The following is a 17470-nucleotide window of genomic DNA, read 5'->3' on the forward strand; positions in this document are numbered from 1 at the left end:
TTATGAGCCTGACTGAGTATAACGAAAAGCGCGACTTTAATAAAACCAGCGAACCTAAAGCCGGTAGAAGTAAAGACAAAGATCATTTGATGTTTGTGATACAAAAGCATGATGCATCGCGCTTGCATTACGATTTCAGGCTCGAGATGGATGGTGTGTTAAAAAGCTGGGCCGTACCTAAAGGCCCATCTACCGACCCCAAAGTTAAACGGCTTGCCATGATGGTTGAGGATCATCCTTTTGATTATCGCAACTTTGAAGGCATCATTCCGCAAGGCGAGTATGGGGGCGGCACCGTTATAGTTTGGGATGAAGGCACCTACGAACCCATTGAAGATATCAAAGGCAAAAAAGCGCAGGAGAAACACCTTCTTAAACAACTTAAAGAGGGCTCAGTAAAAATAAAACTGCACGGCGAAAAGCTGGAAGGCGAATTTGCTTTGGTTAAAACACACGGCATGGGCGAAAACGGCTGGCTATTAATCAAGCATAAAGACGATTTTGCTTCGCCAACAGACATTACCAAAAAAGATAAGTCCATACTATCCGGAAAAACCATTGAAACGATGGAAAAAACCAGCGAAAAAGTTTGGCAAAACGGCCACGAAGAAGATGTGGATAAGCCCAAAACCAAGCCGTCGGCTGGCAAAAAAAAAATGGCAACGCCGGCTGAGGAAGTGATGGGTGAAGACCTGGCTGAGGGACAAGGGGATAAGGCTGCGCCCGATGTTGCGAAGCTCTTGAAAGCTGCACCAAAATCGGCAGCGCCAAAAAACATAAAGCCCATGAAAGCCACGCTGGTGGATGCCCCATTTGATGATCCGGATTGGTTTTATGAGGTTAAGTGGGATGGCTACCGTGCCGTGGCTATCATTGATAAGAAGAAGGACACGGAACTAATATCACGCAATAACCTGCCTTTTGACAAATATTATCCTATTAACCAGGTGTTAAAAAGCTGGAAGATTGACGCGGTGATAGACGGCGAAATTGTGGTTTTAAATGATAAAGGCTTATCTGACTTTGGCGCCTTACAAAACTGGCGCAGCGAAGCGGATGGAAACCTTGTATACTATGTGTTTGATATTTTATGGTACGAGGGTAAAGATCTTACCGAACTGCCACTAAGTGATAGGTTGGCGATCTTAAAAGAAATACTGCCAACTAAAGATGATAATGTAAGGCAAAGTAAAGTATTTGCAACCAATGGCACCGAGTTTTTTGCAGCTGCCGAGAAGATTGGTATGGAAGGCATTATTGCCAAAAAAGCCAGCAGCCTTTACACATCCGATTTAAGGTCTAAAGAGTGGCTAAAGATAAAAGTACAGCGCCGGCAAGAAGTAGTTATCGCCGGGTTTACCAAAAACGCCGGTACAGCCAAAGCATTTAGCGCCCTGGTATTAGGTGTTTACGATGGTAAAGTACTGCGTTACGTAGGTAAGGTGGGCACGGGTTTCTCTGAAAAATTACAGAAAGAGATGATGGCCAAATTTAAGCCCTTAATTACCGACAAAAGCCCTTTTGATGTAGAGCCGGATGTAGATAAGCCGTCGCGCTTTCGCCCGCAAAGGATGGGGGCAAAGCCAACCTGGCTAAAACCTGAGTTAGTAGGCGAGGTGAATTTTGCCGAAGTAACCACGGAGGGCATATTTAGGCAGGCAGCATTTAAAGGGTTAAGGGTAGACAAGAAGGCTACTGACGTAATTTTGGAAACGCCTACAGACACAAAAGCGGTGGTAGAAGAGATCGATATGGATATTGATACCGAAGAACAACCCACCGCAAAAAAAGCTAAAGCCAAAACAACGCATAGTGCCATAACACCGCCTGCAGATAAAGAGCGTAAAACGCTGCTTAACCCTAAAGACGAAACACAGGTGCGCAAAATTTGCGGACATGATTTGAAGTTTACGCATCTGAGCAAAGTATATTGGCCCGAAGATGGCATAACCAAGCGGGATATGTTTAATTACTACTATCGCGTAGCTGATTATATTTTGCCTTATTTAAAGGACAGGCCAATGTCCCTTAACCGTTTCCCTAACGGTATACATGGCCCAAGTTTTTATCAAAAGGATGTTAAAGGTAAAGCGCCAGACTGGGTCACTAAAACTTTCCCTTACACAAATGGTGATGGAGAACATAAAGAATACCTTGTAGGGTCTGACGAGTCTTATTTATTGTGGATGGCATCTCTGGGTTGTATTGAAATGAACCCCTGGTTCAGCCGGGTACAATCGCCTGATAATCCGGATTACTGTGTAATAGATCTTGACCCCGACAAACATACGTTTGACCAGGTGATAGAAGCCGCCCAAGAAGTTAAAAAGGTATTGGATGCCCTGGACGTGCCGAGTTATCCAAAAACATCCGGCTCAACCGGCATGCATATCTATGTTCCCTTAGGTGGTAAATATAGTTATGATCAATCCCAGATGTTTGCCAAAATTGTGGTGTCCATCGTGCATAAACAGATACCGGACTACACCAGTTTGGAGCGAATGATAGCTAACCGTAAAGGAAAAATGTACCTGGACTTTTTACAGAACCGACCGGGGGCCACTATAGCCGGCCCATATTCGTTAAGGCCAAAGCCGGGAGCTACCGTATCCATGCCAATGGCTTGGGACGAGGTTAAACCTGGCCTTACCATGCGCGATTTTACCATTCATAACAGCGTTGATAGATTAAAAGAAACCGGGGACCTGTTTAAAGGTGTTTTAGAAGAAGGTATTGATTTAGAGAAGACAATAATTAAAGCAAAAAGCATTTTTGGATCATAATATAAACCAGGTATGTCAATATTCTATTTAACGATCGATAAAAAACTGTCCTTGAAGATTGTTCCCGAAACGAGGGTTTATATGGACGGACATCCTATTTTAACCCATTCGTACAGTCTGTATCGTCAGACTGAAAGTGACGACGTCAAGATAATAGTGTCTGAGGATGACGAGAAAAAGCAAGCAAATCCAAATTACCTTGGGTATATAACTTTTGAGATCCCGGGGAGGGTGTTTCACTATATCGCCGACGGTCAGGAAGATTTGCCTGCTGAAGAAATTGAGTTAATTGTTGAACAGATTACCTATTACCGTGATCGCCCGGATTTATGGAACAAAGCGCATATTCAATAACTGTTCAGTTTGTTCATTTTTATTCCCGAGGGTTGTTAAATTGTTGTAAATTGTATAGTTTTAGTTTAAAGACTTAAGTAATAATCCGTAACGCTTAGCTAAGCATTATATTGGATTGGACGGTGAGTCTTTTTTACCTCTTACCTAATTCAATTTGTGTGCTCAGTGAAAACATAGATCGTGTTGCTTTAAGCCACAGCTTTGACGAAAAGCTGTTTAGATTGCTGGTGGCCAGTATTAGCGACTATGCTATTTTTATGATCGACCCAAATGGCGCCATCATGAGCTGGAACCAGGGCGCACAAAAGATTAACGGCTATACTGAAGAGGAGATTATAGGCCAACACATTTCTGTTTTTTATACCATTAATGATAATAAAGCTAATGTTCCCCGCGAAAACCTATACGCAGCCCTTAAAAACGGAAAGTACAAAACGGAAGGGTGGAAACAGCGTAAAGACGGCTCTGTTTACTGGGCCAACGTTGCCTTTACTACTGTTTATAATGATAATGGTCACCTGGTAGGTTTTGCCCAAATAACGCGTGATGCTACCATCCGCAAGGAAAAAGAGGAGCTGAGCGAAGAAATAACCGCTGAGCTGGAAAAACGTGTACAAGAAAATACAGCAACCATTGCTGCAAATGAGATCCGATTCAGGAAGCTTATTGAGAATAGTTATGATGGGATCTCGTTGTTTGACGCGAGATTGAACGTTGTCTACCGCAGTAGTTCTGCCGAGCGTATTATTGGCTGGAATAACGAAGAACGTGCCGGGCAAGAAATTAATGACTTAATCCATCCCCAAGACAGGTACAAGGTTAAAGAACTTTTTGCCGATATTTTTGCTAATCCCGGTAAACCAATTTTAGCAACTTATCGTACGCGGCATAAGCTTGGTCATTACATTTGGATAGAGTCTTTATTTACCAATAGGTTAAATGACGAGCATATTAAAGCCATTGTTTGCAATTTTAAGGACATTACCCAACGTATTAAGGCTGAAGAAGAACTACTGCACAAAAACGATCAGATAGAAGATATTCTGGAAAGTATTACCGACGGTTTTATAGCTCTTGATAAGGATTTTTGTTATTTGTACGCCAACAAACGGATTGGCGAGATGCTGCACCGTGATCCGGAAGAGCTGATAGGAAAATATATTTGGACGGAGTTTCCGGATGCGGTAAACTCTGCTACTTATAAAGCGTTTAATAGAGCGGCGACAAAAAAACAATACGTTGTAGCCGAGGATTATTACGCGCCGCTGTTGCTTTGGCAAGAAAACCATATTTACCCGGCTCCGGGTGGTGGGTTGTCCATATTTATCAGGGACATATCGGCCCGCAAAAAAGCCGAAAAACAAATTCTTCATCTTAACGAGACTCTTGAACGCAAGGTGGCCGAGCGTACCACCCAGTTAGAAGCGGCTAACAAAGAGCTCGAGTCGTTCTCTTACTCTGTATCACACGATTTAAGGGCGCCGTTACGTGCTGTTAACGGCTACGCCATGATGCTGCAAGAAGATTTTAACGGTAAGCTTGGTGACGAGGGCACCCGCCTAATAAATATCATTACAAACAACGCCCGTTTAATGGGCCAGCTGATAGACGATCTGCTAGCGTTTTCGCGTATGGGGCGCAAGGCAATGGTAATTATGCCGGTGGATATGAATGCGTTAGTGGACGTTGCATTGGGCGAGGCATTGCAGGGTCAATCAAAAGAATACGAAATAAAATTACACAAGTTACCACCATGCAGCGGCGATTTAAACCTGCTGAGGCAGGTAATGCTCAACCTTGTCAGTAACGCTGTCAAATACAGCGCTAAAACGGCGCATCCGGTAATTGAAATAGGTTGCATTAAAAACCCTGACCAACGGGTATATTACATTAAAGACAACGGTGTAGGATTTGACATGAAGTACAGCGCTAAGCTATTTGGCGTTTTTCAGCGCCTGCACAGCGCGCAAGAATTTGAAGGTACCGGCGTTGGCCTGGCATTAGCTAAACGGATAATAGCCAAGCATGGCGGTACAATTTGGGCAGAGTCCGCCGTAGGGCAGGGGGCGACGTTTTATTTCAGTATGCCCGTTAAAATAAGCAAATCGTGAACGGAAAAGAAGTAGAAATACTGTTGGTTGAAGACAATATACACGATGCCGAACTAACCATCCGGTCGCTAAAAAAGGTTAATCTGGCTAACAACATAGTCCATGTAATAGATGGCGAACAGGCGCTTGATTTTGTTTTTGGCAAGGGTGAGTTTGAAGGCCGACAAGTAACAGATAAGCCTAAACTTATTTTGCTGGATATTAAAATGCCTAAGGTTGACGGCATAGAAGTGCTGCGACAGTTAAAATCAGACCCGGTGACTAAAACGATACCTGTGGTGATCATGACATCATCCAGAGAAGAGCAGGATATCATCACCAGTTATGACCTGGGAGTAAATAGTTATGTGGTAAAGCCGGTAAACTTTGACGCTTTTGCCAAAGCAATTTCTGATTTGGGATTATTTTGGCTTGTTATTAATCAACCACCCGTATAAGTCTATAGTATAACGTGATTAAGAAGATTAAGATTTTACACCTGGAAGATACCCCTACCGATGCCGAGTTAATTGGCATCGAATTGAAAAGGTCTGCGTTGTTGTTTGATCGCTTAGTGGTTGATAATAAAGCCGATTATCTAAACGCGCTTGGACAGTACGAACCGGACATTATTCTGTGTGACCATTCCTTACCCCAGTTTGATTCGATAGAAGCTTTTGAGTTGTTGAAGCAAAGTGATTTAAATGTGCCGTTTATATTGATCACTGCTACCATCTCAGAGGAGTTCGCTGTCGATATCATGAAAAATGGGGCGGCTGATTATCTTTTAAAAGATCGTACCCAGCGCTTACCCAGTGCCATAACCAACGCGCTCGAAAAATTCAGGACAGAAGCAGAACGAAAAAGATTTTTGGCTGAGACGATAGCAAACGAATCGTTATTAAAAGAGGCAGAAAACATTGCCGATATAGGTAGTTTGGATATCGATCTACAGACGCAATATGCTAAATGGTCGCCCGGTTTATACCGGATACTTGGTCTTGATAGTAGTGTCGTACGACCATCTTTAGAAACCTTTTTAGAGCAAGTACATCCAGACGATTCGGCAAGGATTGAGGCCGAAATAGATGACGCCTTATTGAACGTTGATGCTATAAACCTTAATTTCAGGATCAAGCCTTCAAACGATGATAAAATAAAACATCTGCGTGCTAAACTATTGATAGAGCGCGACGGGCAGAACGAACCTAAACGGATAAAAGGTTTTACACAAGATGTTACGGAACAAAAACTGGCCGAAGAAAAGATCCAGGAAGCATCTGAAACCCAGGCGGCCATATTAAACGCGTTACCACCAAACATTGTGCTTATCAATGAAAAAGGTAAGATCATAGCGGTTAACGAATCATGGAAAAAACTGGCCCTGTTCAACAATCTCGGGATACCAAACTACGGGGTAGGTTACAGTTACCTGGCCATATCAGAGACAGCTACCGCGGTTGATAAGGTAACCACCGGTAAAATAGAGCAAGGCATTAATGATGTAATAAGCGGCCGTCGCAAAGAGTTTGAGATGGAATATGCATCGGTAAGTGGTAAAGACTGGTTTATGATTGTAGTTACCCCACTGGCAAGCCATATGCAAAAAGGGGCGGTTATTTTGCACATTAACATTACCGACCGTAAACTGGCCGAGGCATCCGTAAAAAAATCAGAAGCTAACCTACGGTCCGTTTTTGAGCATATTGATCTGTCTGTAGTGCTTTTTGATGTTGATATGAATGTGGTGTCCTACAACAGCAATGCTAATGCCGCGCTAATAAGGCAGTTTGATAAAGGGCCCAAAGTTGGCAAGCCTATTACTAATTATTTCCCTAAAGACAGGCGAAATTCTATCAGGAAAGCTATAGCCATAGCCAAAAAACACCATGTTGCCGCCTACGAAACCAGCTTTTTGCGCAATGACGGGGAGCGCGATTGGTTTGATATAAAATGGGTAGGCGTTTTTAACGAGCAAAATGAAATTGTAGGGGTGATACTGACCTTTAAAAATATTACGGAGAAGAAAAATATAGAATCGGAACGTGAACGGATGACGGCCGACCTTGCCCAGCGTAATAAGGACCTTGAACAGTTTACCTATATCATATCGCATAACCTGCGGGCGCCTGTAGCCAACATACAGGGTTTAGCCGGTTTATTGGGCGACTTGCAGCCGGGAGAGCCTGAAAGTATGACCACGCTTGACGCCTTATCGGTATCTGTTAATAATTTGGACAAAGTGATACTTGACCTGAATCAAATTTTGCAGGTGCGCAGCCAGGTAAATGATCAGATTGAACGGGTATCGCTGCCAGAAATGTTAGACGAGATCCGTACCGGCATAAGCCAAATGATTGAGAAAAATAAAGCGACCCTAATAGGCGATTTTGAGGCTTTAAATGAGCTTTATACTTTAAAGAGCTACTTGTACAGCATCTTTCAAAATTTGGTAATCAATGGCATTAAATATCGTCGTGCAGACATCGACCCGATTATTACGGTGAGTGCAAAGCTTACAGCGGATAAGATGCTGATCTGTTTTAAGGATAACGGCCGCGGCATTGATCTTGAAAAATACGGCAGCCACCTGTTTGGCCTGTACAAACGTTTCGATTGGAGTGTAGAGGGCAAAGGCGTGGGTCTGTTTATGGTAAAAATGCAGGTAGAAAGCCTGGGCGGTACCATTAGCGTTAAAAGCAAGGTAAACGTTGGTTCAGAATTTACGCTGGAGTTTCCGTTATCAGTAAAGTGGAATCCGTAAGTGTAAAAATGTTTCGCGATACCTGTATTCTGCCGCGGGCGCTACTAGTTCACCAAAATCGAGCGTGCATTTTCGCTCGCTTAGTATAGTCATACGCAGTCAGCGACATTCGGACAGCGGAATACTTCGGGCAGTGGATTCACGCTTCAGTTGTTATCATAAGACACGACAACGGCCAACGCGCCGAACACCAATAAGGGCTGAAGAGGACGGATCACTTATACTTCGTCAGGGAATTTGTAATCGCGATATCCAAATCTTCAGATGGGGTATTACCTTTAAATGTGCGTAAGCGGATTGCAAATCCGCGACTATTTTAGTCCGGGATTACAAATTCTGATTAACGTTATTCAAATCCGGACTAACATGGTGGTCCGCGGCTTTAATCGGATCTATTATATCTTAAGTAGCTCATCCAATTGCTGACTTAGTCGCTTTTCAAAAGGATCGGCCGCATTGTTGTCTACTATCTTACCGTCCTGGTCTATAAGGTAATAGTGGGGAATACCGTCAATATTGTATGCCTTCGCCACCGGGTTTCTGCTGCTGCCGGGCGCAATCAAATTAACGCCGTCAAGATTTAGTTTTTTAAGGTTAGCCTTCCAGTTTTTTTCGTCGGTGTCAATGCAAATGTTGATAAACACTACTTGCTTACCTTTATATTTTTGATGAAGGGCGGGTACCGACTCTTTGATGGCACCAATGCAAGGCCCGCAATAAACACCCCAAAAATCTATATAAACTACCCTGCCTTTAAAGTCGGCTAGTGAAACCTGCTTGCCGTTTTCATCTTTCAAGGTAAATATCGGGGCCGGGCCGCCCGGTTTAAGCCGTTTGATGGCGGCGTAAAATTTCTTCAGCGTATCAGAATATCGCGCTGTTTTTACCTGTGGGGCAAATTCGCGGTAAACGGTGTTGGCATCCTCAAACGTTCTGAATTGAAATGCCTCGCCAATAATACACCGTGTTACATACCAATCGCGCATTTCTGTGACGTTAAATGCGTCTAAACCAGCGTAACACTCTTTCCAAGCAAAAGATTTCTCGTAATCAGCTGATTTAAGCCGACGTGTCTTCCATAGATTAAAAGTTAGGGTATTGAGCCGTACATAGTTAAAAATAAAGTCGCGATAGCTGCGGCTTATTTTATAATAGCCTGTTTGTTCGGTTTTATAAGCCCAGGGCGTGTTCAAAATAGGTACAGATCTACTTTCATTGGTAGGGTTAATAAGATGCAGGTCATGCTTAGGCAAAAGGCCGTATCCAGAAAGTAGGTTTACATAATTGAAGTAAAGATCTACAGCTGTCTTTTTTACGCCGGGCGTAACGCCGCCGTGCAGTAATGACTTAATCGCCTTGTTATACAGTGCATTGATCTTTGTGTACAAGGCCTTGTAAGTCAAGTTATTTAGAGGAGCAGAGCGCAACATGACATCATCTTTTTTGATATTATGATAATGCTCGTTGGCTTTGTACAACTCAGTCGTGCGCTCTGGTTTGGTGGCTTTTATTACCAGTGTTCTGTCAAAGTTATTGGCTTCCCAGCTCAGTTTTATCGTGTCTTTAGCTATCAAGTCTAATTTAATATCATTGTCACCCCAGTCAATAACAGCTTCTTTAACCTGGTTCTCAATCTTCAACCTTAAAACAAAATCGCCGGTTTTATTTAAACGGGCCGCAGCGGTAGTATAGCCAATCAAATCAAACCAATAATAATCAAGAGTTTGCTTTGTGTTTTTATCGATATGGATGTTTACAATAGCAAAGGCCGCCGGTTTTTTGCTTACTACCGGGTTAACTTTTTTTTGAGCTGCCACGGTTGGGGCAAACATCAAAGTAATAAAAAGCAGAGTATACCTCATTATTATCCAGGCAATTTACTTAATCAATTTATCCAAATCACGATATAATTCCTCACCCGGGCCGTTAGCATTGTTGTTTACAATTTTTCCCTCGGTATCTATCAGGTAATAATGGGGTATTGCGCTAATACCATACGCTTTGTTTACAGGATTTTTGGTCCAACCTTCGGCTAATAAATTAACACCGTGCAAGTTTAGTTTTTTAAGGCTTTCTTTCCATTCTTTCTCATTTACATCCACGCAGATATTAATAAACATAATGTTTTTGTCCTTATATTTTTCGTGCAGGGCGGGTACATTGTTGGTAATATCATAAATACAGGGGCCGCAGTATACACCCCAAAAATCTATGTAAACCGTTTTGCCCTTAAAGGAGTCTAACGTTACTGTTTTGCCGTTTTCATCTTTCAGCGTAAACTGCGGGGCCGGGCCGCCGGGTTTTAAACGCTGTACGTTTGAATAGTAAGTTTTTAAAGTGTCAGCATAAAAAGTTGTTTTTACCTTCGGGATGAAATCTTTGTAAACATCGGAAGCATCAGTAAATGAATAGTAGCTAAAGTCTTCCATAATAGATTTTGTCAAATACCAATCGCGCAGTTCAATAATATGAAATGCGGCCAAGCCTGAATAGTAATCCCTCCAGGCCGGTGCAAAGGGTAAAGAATTTTCTTTTGTAGTTTCGCCAATAGGGCCCCAATAACTAAATGGTTGCGAAAACCTAACATAGTCAAACATGAAGTCGCGGTATTTTGCACTATTTCGGTAGTATTCTTCATATTCACGCCGATAAGCCTTAACGTCATTTAATACAGACACATAGCCGGTCTCTTTAGTAGGATTGCTTAAAGAAAGCTCATACTTCGGCAGCAAGTTGTTTGATAATAATAATTTGCAGTTCTCAAAATAGATATCAGCTGCTAACTGCATGGTAACCGTATACACATCACCGGATAATAGTGATTGGATTTGCTTATTATACAACGCATTGATCTTTCCAAATTTAACCGAGTCGGGCATTTTTCGGTCAGCAATTGCTTGTCGCATTTTCCTTATCTCGCCATTAAAAAGCGTACGGTGAGTGTCGCACTTTTTTATGCCAGCTGCCAGCCCTGGCTTGTTAGCTGTTATGGCCCATGTTTTTTTATAATCTTTAGCGTCCCAGGTTAAGGTAACTGTGTCTTTAGCCGAAAGTAGTAATATAAGGTAGTCGTTGTCGTTTACAACAAGGTAAACCTCCATCATGTCGCCGTCTAATTTTATTGTTTGGATAAAATCGCCGTTCTTATCAATCTTTAACGAACCTTGTTTATAGCCTAGATAGGCTTCCCAATTGTAATCTAATAGCTCATTGGTGTTATTTGTTATATGGCCCTTTATTACAGCGAAGCCTACAGGTTTCCCGGGTTTTACAATGGATTTTAAAGCCGGCGCTTTTATACCCGGTTTTACCTTAGCTTTTTGTGCCGATGTGCTTATGGCAAGCAACATGGCTATGATACTAAATGCGTATTTCATTGTGTAGGTTTAAAGGTTCTTATAACAGTAAGCAACTTAAGCTTATTTATAAATGTAAGTTTTGTTGTTGTGATGATGCGTTACTTTATCAATTTATCTAAATCAGGATACACACCCTTACCCGGCCCGTTAGCATTGTTATTCACTATTTTGCCCTCGCCGTCAATTAAATAGTAATGCGGTATGGCGTTTATGTTGTAGGCTATGTTGGTAGCATTTTTCGTCCAACCTTCGGCAATAAGGTTTATGCCATGCAGGTTTAAGTCGGCCAGACTTCTTTTCCAGGTGGCTTCGTCGCTGTCAACACAAATGTTTATAAACACAATGTTTTTGTCTTTATATTTTTCATGCAATTGGGGCACGTAGTTTTTTATGGCATAAATGCACGGTCCGCAACCTACACCCCAAAAATCAATGTAAACGGTTTTACCTTTAAAAGCGCTAAGCGACACCATTTTGCCGTTCTCGTCCTTTAAGTTAAACATGGGGGCAGGGCTGCCGGGCTTAAGACGCTTTACATTATCGTAATAGGTAGCTAATGTGTCGGCAAAAAATGGTGTTTGTACTTTGCCCATAAAGTCTTTATAAATGGCGCTTGCATCATCGAACGAATAGAACGAAAAATCGGTCATGATAGACTTAGTAATAAACCAATCGCGTAGTTCGGTGAGTCTGATAGCTGCTAAACCCGCGTAATAGTCTTTCCATCCCGGCGAAAACGGTAAGGTCTTGTAATCGACACCATTGGTAGCCGTTACCGTGCTGGTAAATGGCGTGGTGAACCGTAGATAATTAAAAACAAAGTCACGGTATTCTGAACTGGCTTTATAATACTCCATTGATTCTGTTTTATACGCCAATTTCTCATTAACTACAGGCACCATTTTGGTTTCGGTAGTGAGGTTGGTTATATAAAGGTCGTACTTGCCTAATAGCCTGTAACTTGACATGGTGTTAGCATAATGAAAGTAAACATCTATAGCCTTTCTTAAAGACACCTCATAAACCGGGCCCGACAACAGCGACTGGATCTCTTGATTATACATGGCGTTTATGCGGGCAAACTTTACAGAGTCGGGCATTGCCTCATCATTCAATGCAACCTGCATGTCATAATCAGGCTGCATAAACTTTTTGCGGTGAGCATCTATTTTAACCAACTCTTCTGTACGGCCCGGCTTAGATGCTATTATACTTAAAGTGTTTTGCAGATCTCTGTAATCCCAGTTAACGGTAACGGTATCTTTATCAGCCAGCCATAAAATTACGCCCATGCCGCTGGTTCTAAAATGGATCTGGCTATATTTTTCATCTATGGGGATCAACCTTTCAAAGTTGCCATTTTTGTCTACAGGGATGGAGCCAACGGTATAGCCCAGCAGTTTTTCTAAGCCATAGTCTAGAAAGTCGCCGTCATTATTGTTGATGTGCCCTTTAATAAGCGCGAAGCCGGTGGATTTTGCAGGCTGTATGGCGGGTTTAGCAGCCGGCACCTTTGTAACTGCTTTTATCTTAGGTTTTTGGGCCAATGTGCTTATAGTAAGCAACATAGCTATGATACTGAACGCGTATTTCATTGTGTAGGTTTAAAGGTTATAATTACTGTAAGCAAGTTAATTCTTAATTTCAAATTACCGGATATTTTAACATATTTTAAGATATTGGCTATCTTACAGCGCAATGAATATACTTACTACTGTACTGTTTGCTTTAGGTTTGCCGGTTCAACCGGGTGTGTCGGCTAAGTTGGCCGAGCATAGAGCTAAAACGATATCCAACATCCACTATGCGTTAAACTTTACCATCCCGGCCGATCAGAAAGCCCCGGTGCTAGCTACCGAAGTACTGGATTTTAAATTAAGCAGCATAGCGCAAACGCTCCAAATCGATTTTAAAACGAATACCATAACTCAGGTTAACGTAAACGGTAAAGCCATTAAACCCAACTTTATAAATGAACATTTAATTATCGGCGCAAAGAGCCTGATAAGAGGTAGTAACCGAATTAAATTAAGCTACACCACAGCAAGCTCATCCATGAACCGCAACCGCGACTACATGTACACTTTGCTGGTGCCGGACAGGGCGCGCACGGTATTTCCTTGTTTTGATCAACCCGATCTGAAAGCAATGTACACGCTTACTTTAAACGTGCCTAAAGACTGGCAGGCGGTAGGTAATGCGCCGGTTAAGGATTTTGTAGTTAATAAGGGTGTTAAAACGGTTAGATTTACCCGATCGGACTTAGTGAGTACTTATCTTTTCTCCTTTGTGGCGGGCAAATTTTATAAGGTTAGCAAGGGCAACATTAACCTTTACCATCGCGAAACGGATACGGCTAAACTGAAGGCGAGCATCGACCCGATATTTGATATCCAGGCTGATGCCTTGAAATTTATGGAGGATTATACGGCTATTAAATATCCCTTTAAAAAGTTTGATTGCATTGCTATTCCTGATTTTCAGTATGGCGGTATGGAGCATGTGGGGGCTATACAGTACAAGGCAGCGGCTTTGTTTTTAGATGCCAGCGCCACACGCGATCAGTTGATAGCACGGGCCAATGTTTTAGCCCACGAAACCGCGCACCAGTGGTTTGGTGATTTGGTTACCATGCGCTGGTTTAACGATGTGTGGATGAAAGAAGTATTTGCCAATTTTATGGCAGATAGAATTAGCAACATCACGCTAAAGGATAATAACTATACGCTGAAATTTTTAACAGATCATTATCCTTTAGCTTATGGCGTAGACCGCACGCCGGGAGCCAACGCTATACGCCAGCAACTGGGTAACTTGCAGGACGCTGGCTCCATGTATGGCAATATTATTTACCACAAAGCGCCAATTATGATGCGCCAATTGGAACGCCTGATGGGCGAGAAAGCTTTTCAGGAGGGCCTGCGCCAATACCTGAAAAGATACGCCTACGGTAACGCCACCTGGCCGGATCTGATCAGTATTTTGGATGCCCGCACACCAGTTGATCTGTTGGCCTGGAACAAGGTTTGGGGAAATGAGGCCGGGCGGCCAAAGTTTACTCATCAGCTCAAAACTGATAATGGTAAAATAACTGCCCTGATGATAAGCCAGCTAGGTGAAGACGGGAACAAACGTTTTTGGCCGCAGTATTTTGAAATGGCTTTTATTTATAATGATCATGTAGAAACCATACCTGTTAATATGAAGCAGGCGACAATAACTGTTGCGGTTGGTAAAGCTAAACCTGATGTAATCATCTTCAATTCATCGGGCGAGGGGTATGGCGTGTTCCCTGTAGATGTTAATGCCGAAATTATTTCTATAAAAGATCCGGTCACCAGGGCGTCGGCTTACATAAACTTATACGAAAACATGTTGAGCGGGCAGGGGATGACACCGCAGCGCTTGTTAAATATTGTTCGGGCTGCTATCCTAAAAGAAAAAGAAGAACTGAACCTGAACATACTAGCCGATTATATAAACGCTATTTTTTGGCGATTTATTCCTGCGGATAAACGCCCGGGTTTAGCTGCGGATATAGAAAGCACCTTGTGGCAGGCTATGGAAAGAGCAGGCACCGCTAATACGAAAAAGCTATTGTTTAAGGCTTATACTGGTATTGCCTTGTCTAAAGGTGCGCAGGATAAAGTATATCAAGTTTGGAGAGATAAAAGAGGCCCAGCCGGCGTTACCCTGGCAGAAGATGAATACACATCGCTGGCTACCGGTTTGGCGATCAGAAATTACACTAATTATCAGGACATCCTAAATGAGCAATTAGCCCGCATACAGAACGCCGACCGTAAGGATCGATTACAGTTTTTAATGGCATCTCTATCCAATGATGTTGCGGTGCGCGACGCTTTTTTTGCGTCTTTAAAAGATAGAGCCAATAGGGCTAAAGAGTCGTGGGTGGCAACAGCGCTGGGCAATATGCATCACCCGTTGCGGCTGGCGCAATCAGAAAAATATCTGCCAGAAAGCTTAGACTGGCTGGCAGACATTCAGCGCACCGGAGATATCTTTTTTCCGCAGGCATGGCTGCAGGCTACATTTGCCTGGTATCAAACACCTGCGGCAGCAGCTGTTGTAAGTAGCTTCTTAAACAATAATCCCAACTATAACCCCAAGCTTAAAGCCAAAATTCTGCAATTAACAGATAACATGTACAGGGCAGTACGACTGATTAAGTAATTTTTGTAAAACATAAAATCCCGGCCTTTATTACAAGTGCCGGGATTTATTTTATGCATAGGCTATATTAAACGCCCAGGTCTTTTATAATGCCATCGATCTTAGCATCCAAAGCTGATTCAGTTGTTTTATAAGCCTCTTTGCTGGCCAGTTTTCCATTAACGCTGCAGTAAAACTTAATTTTAGGCTCGGTGCCCGATGGCCTTGCAGATATGATGCTGCCATCCTCGGTGATAAATTGCAACACGTCTGACTTAGGTAATTCAATAACTAAACTTGTTTTAGATGCAATGTCGGTCTCAATCTGGCGCTCGTAATCCTTAACCGTAACAACACTCGAGCCACCCAAAGTTGCCGGCGGGTTAGTACGGAAGGTCTCCATCATTGCCTTGATCTCCTCGGCACCTGACTTGCCTTTTTTGGTGATAGAGATCAGCTTCTCTTTATAGAAACCGTATTCAACATACATGTCTATCATAGCCTCGAACAGGCTGGACCCTTTATCTTTATAAAACGCGGTCATCTCAGCAATAAAAGCGGCAGATACTACTGCATCTTTATCCCTAACCAATTCACCAATTAAATAACCGTAGCTTTCTTCGCCACCGCCTATAAAGGTTTGTTTGCCTTCAAGCTTGGTCATCAGCTCGCCAATGTACTTAAAGCCGGTAAGGGTGTTGTAGTAAGTAACATTCTTAGCCTTAGCGATAGCTTCAATAAGATTTGAAGTTACAATGGTTTTAACAATGTACTCTTTACCGGTAAGCTTACCCTTCTCTTCCCACGCAGTCAACAGGTAATTGATCAATAAGCAACCGGTTTGGTTGCCGTTAAGCAACACAAACTCGTTATCGGTGTTTTTAACCGCAATACCTACGCGGTCGGCATCGGGGTCTGTAGCCAATACAAGGTCGGCATCAATTTCGGTAGCTTTTTTGATTGCCAGCGATAACGCGTCCTTTTCCTCCGGATTTGGATATACTACCGTCGGGAAGTTGCCATCTGGCGTAGCCTGTTCTTCAACCACAGTGACATTCTCGAAGCCGAAGCTCTTTAACGCCGGCGGTACAAGCGTAATACCCGTGCCATGGATAGGAGAGAACACAATACTCAGATCTTTCTGGCGCCTAATTGCGTCGGGAGACACCGACAACGCAGTTATTTTTTCTATATACTCATGGTCAATGTCCTCGCCAAGTAGCTCGAAATTAGCAGCGATGCGGTCAAACTTCACCTCGTCAATACTTGATATAGCCGCAACCTCGTCCATTACAGCTGTATCATAAGGGGATACAAACTGGCCACCATCGTCGCCATAGGCTTTGTAGCCATTATACTCTTTAGGGTTATGCGACGCGGTAAGCATTACACCGCTCTTGCATCCTAATTTACGCACAGCGTATGATAGTTCGGGCGTAGGGCGCAGCGCGCTAAAAAAGTAAACATGTATACCGTTTGCAGAAAACACATCAGCGGTAATATTGGCCAACACGTCTGAGTTATTACGGCTATCATGAGCGATAGCTACGCTAACCTTTTCGTTGGGGTAGGTCTTTTTCAAGAAGTTAGCCAAGCCCTGCGTTGCAGAACCTATGGTGTATTTGTTAACTCGGTTTGAACCGGGACCCATAATACCTCTCAATCCGCCGGTACCAAACTCAAGGTTACGGTAAAACGAGTCGGTTAATTCTGTAACTGCGTTAGTATCAATAAGACGTTTAATTTCGGCCTTGGTATCAGCGTCATAATTTCCCTCAAGCCAGGCGTTGGCTTTTGCTAATATGGATGGATCTAATTCCTGCATTGTGTAGTAGGTTTTAATTTATGATCAAATATGTAAAAAATAAATGCAAAGCACCTCGTTGTGTGGATTATTAAGTTATACAGTAAACCAGTTTTAAGCCTTCGGGTTTTATTAATGTGAAA

10 protein-coding genes are annotated in these 17470 nt (G+C 42.7%); 6 read left to right on the forward strand and 4 right to left on the reverse strand.

What is annotated here, in order from left to right:
• The first annotated feature begins 2 nt into the window (after nucleotides 1-2).
• The 5 genes from ligD (at nucleotide 3) to ACFSYC_RS16855 (ending at nucleotide 7991) form a co-directional block, all read left to right on the forward strand.
• Nucleotides 3-2783, forward strand: a complete 2781-nt coding sequence (gene ligD, locus ACFSYC_RS16835; protein ID WP_377129937.1) for a DNA ligase D — start codon at nucleotides 3-5, stop codon at nucleotides 2781-2783.
• 12 nt (nucleotides 2784-2795) lie between these two features.
• Entirely contained in the window at nucleotides 2796-3137 is a 342-nt protein-coding gene (locus tag ACFSYC_RS16840) for a hypothetical protein (protein ID WP_377129939.1), read from the forward strand.
• A 158-nt stretch (nucleotides 3138-3295) separates the two neighbouring features.
• Nucleotides 3296-5248 carry a PAS domain-containing sensor histidine kinase gene (locus ACFSYC_RS16845; RefSeq protein WP_377129941.1) on the forward strand — a complete coding sequence of 651 codons (1953 nt, stop codon included), beginning with the start codon at nucleotides 3296-3298 and terminating at the stop codon, nucleotides 5246-5248.
• On the forward strand, nucleotides 5245-5685 hold the full coding sequence (locus ACFSYC_RS16850; RefSeq protein WP_377129942.1) for a response regulator: 441 nt from the start codon (nucleotides 5245-5247) through the stop codon (nucleotides 5683-5685). Before ACFSYC_RS16845 ends, ACFSYC_RS16850 begins: the two co-directional genes overlap by 4 nt.
• 14 nt (nucleotides 5686-5699) lie before the next feature.
• Nucleotides 5700-7991, forward strand: a complete 2292-nt coding sequence (locus ACFSYC_RS16855) for a PAS domain S-box protein (protein ID WP_377129944.1) — start codon at nucleotides 5700-5702, stop codon at nucleotides 7989-7991.
• A gap of 395 nt (nucleotides 7992-8386) precedes the next feature.
• Here the strand turns inward: ACFSYC_RS16855 and ACFSYC_RS16860 are convergent, their stop codons facing one another.
• From ACFSYC_RS16860 to ACFSYC_RS16870, 3 genes are all read right to left on the reverse strand, one after another.
• Complete coding sequence (locus ACFSYC_RS16860) at nucleotides 8387-9853, reverse strand: TlpA family protein disulfide reductase (protein ID WP_377129946.1); 1467 nt, start codon at nucleotides 9851-9853, stop codon at nucleotides 8387-8389.
• A 15-nt stretch (nucleotides 9854-9868) separates the two neighbouring features.
• Nucleotides 9869-11368 (reverse strand): TlpA family protein disulfide reductase, encoded by a 1500-nt coding sequence (locus tag ACFSYC_RS16865; protein WP_377129948.1) that lies wholly within the window; start codon nucleotides 11366-11368, stop codon nucleotides 9869-9871.
• An 80-nt stretch (nucleotides 11369-11448) separates the two neighbouring features.
• Nucleotides 11449-12945, reverse strand: a complete 1497-nt coding sequence (locus tag ACFSYC_RS16870; protein ID WP_377129950.1) for a TlpA family protein disulfide reductase — start codon at nucleotides 12943-12945, stop codon at nucleotides 11449-11451.
• 103 nt (nucleotides 12946-13048) lie between these two features.
• Here ACFSYC_RS16870 and ACFSYC_RS16875 point away from each other — a divergent pair, with 103 nt between their 5' ends.
• A complete protein-coding gene (locus ACFSYC_RS16875) occupies nucleotides 13049-15544 on the forward strand; it encodes a M1 family metallopeptidase (protein ID WP_377129952.1) in 2496 nt (831 codons plus the stop codon).
• Between the two features lie 67 nt (nucleotides 15545-15611).
• Here ACFSYC_RS16875 and ACFSYC_RS16880 read toward each other — a convergent pair whose 3' ends face one another.
• A complete protein-coding gene (locus tag ACFSYC_RS16880) occupies nucleotides 15612-17348 on the reverse strand; it encodes a phospho-sugar mutase (RefSeq protein ID WP_377129954.1) in 1737 nt (578 codons plus the stop codon).
• Nucleotides 17349-17470: the final 122 nt, after the last annotated feature.

The sequence above is a fragment of the Mucilaginibacter antarcticus genome, assembly GCF_042686155.1.
Classification (GTDB): domain Bacteria; phylum Bacteroidota; class Bacteroidia; order Sphingobacteriales; family Sphingobacteriaceae; genus Mucilaginibacter; species Mucilaginibacter antarcticus.